The sequence below is a fragment of the Nocardia carnea genome (assembly GCF_029868325.1).
In the GTDB taxonomy this organism is placed as follows: Bacteria; Actinomycetota; Actinomycetes; order Mycobacteriales; family Mycobacteriaceae; genus Nocardia; species Nocardia carnea_C.
Genome location: NZ_JARWNW010000308.1, coordinates 55,586 through 61,842, shown reverse-complemented (window position 1 = coordinate 61,842; position 6,257 = coordinate 55,586). Strand labels below are relative to the sequence as shown.

At 66.6% G+C, this 6,257-nt stretch carries 6 protein-coding genes; 2 read left to right on the top strand and 4 right to left on the bottom strand.

Annotated features, from left to right (window positions below; genetic code table 11):
- Positions 1-163 precede the first annotated feature (163 nt).
- Together QH196_RS30250 and QH196_RS30245 are read right to left on the bottom strand one after the other, a co-directional pair.
- The gene (locus QH196_RS30250) at positions 164-820 is read right to left on the bottom strand and encodes a DUF4870 domain-containing protein (protein ID WP_280419262.1); all 657 of its coding nucleotides are present in this window, start codon (positions 818-820) and stop codon (positions 164-166) included.
- A gap of 176 nt (positions 821-996) precedes the next feature.
- Entirely contained in the window at positions 997-2,490 is a 1,494-nt protein-coding gene (locus QH196_RS30245) for an MDR family MFS transporter (protein WP_280419261.1), read from the bottom strand.
- Between the two features lie 117 nt (positions 2,491-2,607).
- Between QH196_RS30245 and QH196_RS30240 the strand changes: the two genes are divergently transcribed.
- Positions 2,608-3,225, top strand: coding sequence for a TetR family transcriptional regulator (locus QH196_RS30240; RefSeq protein ID WP_280419260.1), 618 nt, complete (start codon positions 2,608-2,610; stop codon positions 3,223-3,225).
- Positions 3,226-3,392: 167 nt separating this feature from the next.
- Positions 3,393-4,145 (top strand): 3-oxoacyl-ACP reductase FabG, encoded by a 753-nt coding sequence (gene fabG / locus QH196_RS30235; RefSeq protein WP_280419259.1) that lies wholly within the window; start codon positions 3,393-3,395, stop codon positions 4,143-4,145.
- Between the two features lie 123 nt (positions 4,146-4,268).
- Here fabG and QH196_RS30230 read toward each other — a convergent pair whose 3' ends face one another.
- Both QH196_RS30230 and QH196_RS30225 read right to left on the bottom strand, forming a co-directional pair.
- On the bottom strand, positions 4,269-5,237 hold the full coding sequence (locus tag QH196_RS30230) for an MsnO8 family LLM class oxidoreductase (protein ID WP_280419258.1): 969 nt from the start codon (positions 5,235-5,237) through the stop codon (positions 4,269-4,271).
- Positions 5,238-5,273: 36 nt separating this feature from the next.
- Positions 5,274-6,254, bottom strand: a complete 981-nt coding sequence (locus QH196_RS30225) for an alpha/beta hydrolase family protein (protein ID WP_280419257.1) — start codon at positions 6,252-6,254, stop codon at positions 5,274-5,276.
- Between the last annotated feature and the right edge of the window lie 3 nt (positions 6,255-6,257).

Sequence of the window (6,257 nt, the reverse complement as noted above, 5' to 3'; positions counted from 1 at the left end):
TTCGTAAAACTTATCCCCCTACCTGTCCCCGCCCCCCCCCCACCCCCCCACCCAGACCCCCCCCGCGGAACACCGGCCTTCAAACGGCCCGCGTAACGGGGCAACTCCGCCTTCCCGGAACCGCGGCCGGGATGCGGGCCGGCGAACACCGGCCCGCATCCGCTCACTTCACGAACGAGACATTGATCGGGTACTTGTACTCCTCGCCCTTGTTGGCCGCGATACCGGCCATGATCGAGAAGACCAGTCCCAGAATCCAGACGATCGGCAGCAGGATGAGCCCGATCAGGATGATCGACAGCAACGCCGACACCATCATGCTGATGAACAGCAGGATCTGGAAGTTCAACGCGTGCACCGCATGGCGGCGGACGAACTCGTCACGGTCTTTGTACATCAGCCAGACGATCAACGGCGCGATCCAGCCGAGCAGAATACTGCCCAGATGCGCCAGCATGGCCCACATCTTCGCATCGGCGGGCGATACCGGAGCCCCCACCGGGGCACCGTAGGGCTGCTGCCCCGGGTAGGCGTAACCCTGCTGCGGTGCACCGAACTGCGGCTGCCCACCGAAATCCGGCTGCGACGGATACGGCTGCCCCTGCGGGTATTGCTGTCCCTGCTGCGGGAACTGCTGCCCCTGCGGGAACTGCTGGCCCGGCGCGTACTGCTGGCCGGACGGATACTGCTCCCCCGCTGCGAACTGCTGCCCCGGTGGGTACTGCTGCCCCGATGCGTACTGCTGGCCGGGCGGGTACTGCTGTCCCGGCGGGTACTGCTGCCCTTTGGACAGGTCGAAGGGCGGCTGAGGATCGGTCATCACATTCCAAACTTGCAGGCGACAGGACTTCCCGAGCATAAGGGCGCGAACGTGCCTACGGGAGTGCGGGTTTCCCACACCTAGGTGAATTGCGCAGTACCCCGGAATTCCGGTACCAGGGAATTCCGGGGTACTGCGAGGTCCCCTACGTCACCGACCTCGTTACGTCACTGTCCTCAGTGCGCCACCTTCGTCAATGGGTCGCTCTCTTCGGTCGCGCCCGGCTGCTTCGGTGAGCGAACCATCGCTGCCGCAGCGATCAACACCAGCGACAGCACTGCCGCAACCAGGAAGGCGGTGTGCACACCGTCGGCAGCAGCCGCGATCGGCTCAGCGCCCTCCCCGAGCGCCGATTCGGTACCGCGGGTCATCAGCGTGATGAACAGCGCGGTACCGGCCGCACCCGCGACCTGTTGCACGGTGCTAACGGTCGCACTGCCGTGGGAGTACAGCTCGGGCGGAAGCGAACCCAGCGCCGAAGTCATCAACGGTGTCAACCCGCAGCTGATGCCCGCACTCACGATCACATGCGCGGTGATCACCAGCGCGATCGAGGAATTCTCGTCGAGGGTGGCCAGAATCCAGCACCCCGCACTCAGGGCCATGGTGCCGGGCAGCACCAGCGGCCGGGCACCCCACCGGTCGAACAGGGCCCCGACACCGGGGGCCAGCAAACCCATGACCAGTCCACCGGGCAGCAGGACCAGCCCGGTGGTGAGGACGTCCTTGCCGAGCACGTTCTGCAGGTACATCGGCAGGATGATGAGTGCGCCGAACAGGCTCAGCATCAGGCACGCCATCAGGGTGACGGCGAGCCGGAAGGGGCCGACCGCGAACGTTCGCAGATCGAGCAGCGCCCGGCCCCGGTCCACCAGTTTCAGCTGGCGCACGATGAAGAGCGCCAGCGCGGCCGCGCCGACCGTGAGCGATACCCACGGTGGGATCGGCGCATGCCCGGAGGCCGATTCGCCGATACTGCTCAACCCGAAGACGAGCCCGCCGAAGCCGAGTGCGGCCAGCGGTACGGAGAGGTAGTCGAGATGCGCCTTGCGCGGTTCGGTCACGTTGCGGATGAACATTCCGCCCAGCACCAGAGCGAGCACGGCGAACGGCAGCACGATCCAGAACATCGCCCGCCAGCTCAGCGACTGCAGGATGAGCCCGGATACGGTGGGCCCGACGGCCGGAGCCACCGAGATCACAATCGACACCAGCCCCATCGTCTTGCCGCGCGACCGCTCGGGCACCAGGTTGAGAATGGTCGTCATCAGCAACGGGATCATCAGCGCCGTACCCACGGCCTGCACGATCCGCCCCATGAGCAGAACTTCGAATCCGGGCGCCAGCGCCGCGATCACTGTGCCGCCGCTGAACAGCGACATCGCGGCGATATAGATCGCACGCAACGCGAACCGCTGCAGGATGAATCCGGTCGCGGGGATCACGATCGCCATGGTCAGCAGGAAGCCGCTGGTCAGCCACTGCGCGGTGGCCGCGCTGATCTCGAGGTCCACCATCAGGGTCGGCAGGGCCACGCTGAGGATGGTCTCGTTGAGGATTACGACGAATGCCGCGATGAGCAAGATCCCGATCAGCAGGAACGCCCCCGGGGCACGCCCGCCGTCGTGGTCCGTGTCGTCGGTTGTCGTCGCCACCGAGTTGTCTGTCACGTGGGTTTATCCGCTCGATAGTGCCGCTGTTACCGAGCCACCCTAACAAAAATGACAGTCGCTGACATATTGGCATTGATTGCCCCGCCGCGACCGCGAGGAAGTACCCTGTGGCCCGTGCTCTCTGCTACGCCGCCCCTCGACTTGCGTGCGCGACGCCGGAACGCCACCCGTATCGAGATCCGGGAGGCCGCCCTCGCCCTGTTCGAACGGCAGGGTGTCGACCACACCACCAGCGAGGAGATCGCCCGCGCGGCAGGTATTTCCCAGCGGACGTTCTTCCGCTACTTCGCGACGAAAGAAGAATGCGTCCTGTTCGACTCGTTCGGTTTCGACGAGGCCGTGCACGGCTGCCTCGAAACCGCGGATATGCAATCGCTGTCGCTCACCGAAATGGAGACCGCGATCGAGCGGGTGATGGAGGGCATCCGCAACGACGAACAGAGCGAAGTCGCCGCGACCGCCCTGCGGATCCAGAAGCTGGTCTCGGCCGACGCCACTCTCAGCAAGGCCGCCGTCGCCCATTACGCGGACAACGCCAAACGTTCGATGACGCTCATCGAAGGACGATGCCCGGCCGCCGACCGGTCCCGGGTGCGGACGATCGTCCAGGTCGCACAGCTCTCGGTGCAGCTCGCATTCGAGGAATGGGTCGAGGCCTGCGCACCGGGCGGCGGCAATTCCGACCTGGCCTCGATCTACCGCACCGTCTGCGCCCGCATCCGCACACTCTGACCACCGGATCGGTGCGCACGTAGCGGTAGAACCACCGGCCGTGCCGGGCACTGTCCGACCGGCACAGCATCACCGGAGAGATCTTGTCCCGGCATCCCCTCGCTCCCGGCCCCCGCACGTTGTTAGATGGCGTAAGAACTACCGCCCACAGGAGAGGATTCGAACGTATGGCCGACAGGATCGCAGTGGTATCCGGCGCCGCCCGGGGGATCGGGGCCGCCATCGCCAAACGGCTGGCCTCCGACGGGATGAAAGTCGGGGTTCTCGACCTCGACGAAACCGCCTGCGCCGACACGGTTTCGGCAATCACCGCCGCCGGCGGGCAGGCGCTCGCGCTCGGCGCCGATGTGAGCAAAGAGGATTCGGTGAACGCGGCGGTCGAGCGATTGGCCGCCGATCTCGGCGAACCCACCGTGGTGGTCAACAATGCCGGCGTCCTGCGCGACAACCTGCTGTTCAAGATGAGCGTCGACGACTGGGACACCGTGCTGGGCGTGCATCTGCGCGGGGCCTTCCTGCTCACCCGGGCGACCCAGAAGTACATGGTCGAGCAGAAGTGGGGTCGTATCGTCAATATGTCCAGCACTTCGGCGCAGGGCAACCGCGGCCAGGTCAACTACTCCGCGGCCAAGGCCGGCATGCAGGGCTTCACCAAAACCCTGGCCTTCGAACTGGGCAAATACGGTGTCACCGCCAATGCGATCGCACCCGGTTTCATCGTCACCGATATGACCGCGGCCACCGCCGCTCGGGTCGGCGTCGATTTCGAGGACTTCCAGAAGGCCGCCGCCGCGCAGATCCCGGTGCAGCGGGTCGGCCGGCCGGAGGATATCGCGAACACCGCGTCGTTCCTCGTCAGTGAGGGTGCGGGTTTCGTGTCCGGGCAGGTCATCTATGTGGCAGGCGGGCCGCAGGACTGACCTCGGTGTCGGCGGGGTGGTTTCCAGGACAACCACACCATCCCGCCGATCCCGATCCGACCCCGGTGCTGGTGCGCCGGGGTCGGCCGCAGACTGCGAGCCCGGTGCGCACCGTCGGATTCGCTATCGGTCATGCAGCGAGGCGAGGAACTCGTCGGTTTTCCCGACGTCGTCGCGATCGTAGGCACTCACGCTCGCAAGGATTTCGGAAGCGCCGGTTCGTTCGAGAAGGTTCGTGAGCGTTTCGGCCACCACATCAGGGGTGCCCGAAACCGCCGCGTCCATCCACCCGTTCACAGCGTCGGCCTTCTTCGTGCGCGCGCTACCGAGCATGCGTCGTACATCCTCGACCGGCTGCAGTGCACGGAATTCCCCGACATCGCGGGAGTCGGCGAAGGCCCAGGCCTCCGGTAGCAGAAGATCCCGGGCTCGCTCGGCGGTCTCCGCAACGGAGATATCGACACTCACCATCAGGTATGGGTCCGGTGTACGGGCGCCGGGACGGAAATCCCGGAAATAGGCGTCGATCGCCTTCGTGTCCCGCAGCAGCGGTCCTCCGATCACCGCGGGCAATCCCAGCTCGGCGGCCAGCGACAGCCCGTCCTTGATGGCGAGCAGGAACACCGGCGGCGGCTCGACCCGCGGCCTGACCGTGATATCGGCGTCTCCGTTCAGATAGGAGCGGATCTCCGCGATATCGGCCTCGTACTCGCCCGCACGCAGGGTCGTTCGCCCCAGCGCCCGGCGGACCGGCGCCGTGAACCCGAGCGAACCACCGAGCCCGATATCGACCCGGCCCGGATAGAGCGCCTCGAGCAGTAGCGCCTGCTCCGCAACTACCAGCGGGCTGTGATTCGGAACCATGATTCCGCCCGTACCGACCCGGATGTTGCGGGTGCGTGCCCCGATCGCCGCGAGCAACAGGGTGGGCGCCGCGCCGGCGATCCCCGGTACCGCGTGATGTTCCGCAGTCCAGAAACGCTCGAACCCGAGCTCATCCGCCCGCACCGCCCGCTCCACCGTGGTGGCCACGGCAGCGGTATCGGACTCACCGCTACGTGTCCGTGCCCGATCCAGCAGGGAGATTCGCATCAGTCCTCCTCACCCTCTCTGCTGTGGCGCAACGCATCAGCCGTGCGATCTCATCCAGTCGGCAATATCCGCCACGACCTCCGGGTCCACATGGTGCGGTCGCGTGTAGTCCGCGGGCATCGACGGGCCGGTTCCGGGGAAGAACATGTGGTCGTCGGCCGGATAGGTGCGGGTCGAGACGCCCGGGCGGCCGGCCAGACCGGCCCGCCATCCGGCCAGATCGGCGTCCACGGTGACCTGATAGTCGCGTTCGCCCTGCATGAACAGCATGGGGATGTCCAGTGCCGCGGCCACCACCACCGGGTCGTAGGCACGCATATCCAGCCAATACGGGGCGGGCATCCCGAACGGCAACTTGTCGCTGGGCGTGGTGGGCGAAAGTTCCGGGCTGTCCACCAGTTCCGCGTGTTCGGTGGCGAGCTCCACGGTAGGGAGGGCGGCAGCAGTCGCCGGGTCTACCCGTGTCAGATGGTCGATCACGCGAACCATCGACCACTGGATCGGCACTGTGTCGCCGGCGAGGACGACCAGCCCGGCCACCGCGGGTTCGGCGGCGGCCACGCGCGGCGCGAACCTGCCACCCATGCTGTGGCCGATCACGTACACACGATCACCGTCGACTGCGGCCAGGCCGCGCAGTGTCTCGATCCCTGCGACGGCATGCGGAACGTATTCGTCGGTCGGCGTGAAATCGGGTGTGGCGGCGACCCGGTCGCGGTGCGCGTAGGTGGCCTTGTCGAAGCGCAGCACCGCCACACCACGACTGGCCAGCCCCCACGCAATATCCTTCAGATTCTTGTTCGGACCCGCTGTGCCGTCCCGGTCGAACGGTCCACCACCGGCCAGTAGCACGGCCGCCGGAAACGGCCCCTCCCCGCGGGGCAGGGCGACGGTGCCCGGCACAGCCCACGGACCCGAGCCCACCGTCACCTCCTGCTCGACAAACGACTCCGGGTCCGCATACGCAGGCGGCTGCCACACTCCGGTATCCGCAACAGCCGGTTCGACTGAATCCATGAC

What these genes read in the sequence shown, in the direction of transcription:
- QH196_RS30225 (WP_280419257.1), bottom strand. Translation starts at nt 6,254, where the DNA reads ATGGATTCAGTCGAACCGGCTGTTGCGGATACCGGAGTGTGGCAGCCG.
- fabG (WP_280419259.1), top strand. Translation starts at nt 3,393, where the DNA reads ATGGCCGACAGGATCGCAGTGGTATCCGGCGCCGCCCGGGGGATCGGG.
- QH196_RS30230 (WP_280419258.1), bottom strand. Translation starts at nt 5,237, where the DNA reads ATGCGAATCTCCCTGCTGGATCGGGCACGGACACGTAGCGGTGAGTCC.
- QH196_RS30250 (WP_280419262.1), bottom strand. Translation starts at nt 820, where the DNA reads ATGACCGATCCTCAGCCGCCCTTCGACCTGTCCAAAGGGCAGCAGTAC.